This window comes from Leisingera sp. ANG-Vp, from assembly GCF_000813725.1.
Classification (GTDB): Bacteria; Pseudomonadota; Alphaproteobacteria; order Rhodobacterales; family Rhodobacteraceae; genus Leisingera.
Map to the genome: position 1 here is coordinate 1 of NZ_JWLD01000094.1, position 631 is coordinate 631.

2 protein-coding genes are annotated in these 631 nt (G+C 65.9%); both read left to right on the top strand.

Going from position 1 to position 631, the window contains the following annotated elements; all coding sequences use genetic code 11:
- Nucleotides 1-75: 75 nt before the first annotated feature.
- Entirely contained in the window at nucleotides 76-381 is a 306-nt protein-coding gene (locus tag RA20_RS22940) for a chorismate mutase (RefSeq protein WP_039134607.1), read from the top strand.
- 89 nt (nucleotides 382-470) lie between these two features.
- The coding region (locus RA20_RS22945) for a tetrahydrofolate dehydrogenase/cyclohydrolase catalytic domain-containing protein (RefSeq protein ID WP_039134600.1) at nucleotides 471-631 on the top strand (161 nt) is incomplete at its 3' end.

Genomic DNA, 631 nt, shown 5'->3' on the forward strand with positions numbered 1-631 from the left:
GAAGGCTTGTTCTAAGACGCGAAATGCGCTTTCTGCGGCCCGGGGGAGCACCCCGGGCCGCAAGAGTTTTAAGACATGACCAAACTGACACCGCCGCAGGACTGCCAGTCGATGGCAGAGGTGCGGGCCGAGATCGACCGGATGGACCGGGAGCTGGTGCGGATGCTGGCGCAGCGCGCGGGCTATATAGACCGGGCGACGGCGCTGAAGCAGCTCAACGGCTGGCCGGCGCGGATCCCGGAGCGGGTTGAGGAAGTGGTCATGAATGCCCGCGCCGCCGCAGACGGGCAGGGGCTGGACCCCGATCTGATCGAAAGCCTGTGGCGGCAGCTGGTGGACTGGTCGATTGCCCGCGAGGCGCGGGTGATCCGGGAGGAGTGATGCTGAGCAGGGCCACCTGCGGCTCGGGCATCGCGACCAACTGAAGTGAATAGGCGGGCCGGAGGCCTGCGGCAAAAGGAAGAGATCAAATGGCAGCAACTCTGATTGACGGCAAGGCCTTTGCGGCCAAGGTGCGCGGCCAGGTGGCCGAGCATGTGGCGCGGCTGAAAGAGGAAAACGGCATCACCCCCGGCCTGGCGGTGGTTCTGGTGGGCGAGGATCCGGCGTCGCAGGTCTATGTGCGCTCCAA

Coding starts and splice junctions, on each gene's coding strand:
- RA20_RS22940 (WP_039134607.1), top strand. CDS start 76: ATGACCAAACTGACACCGCCGCAGGACTGCCAGTCGATGGCAGAGGTG.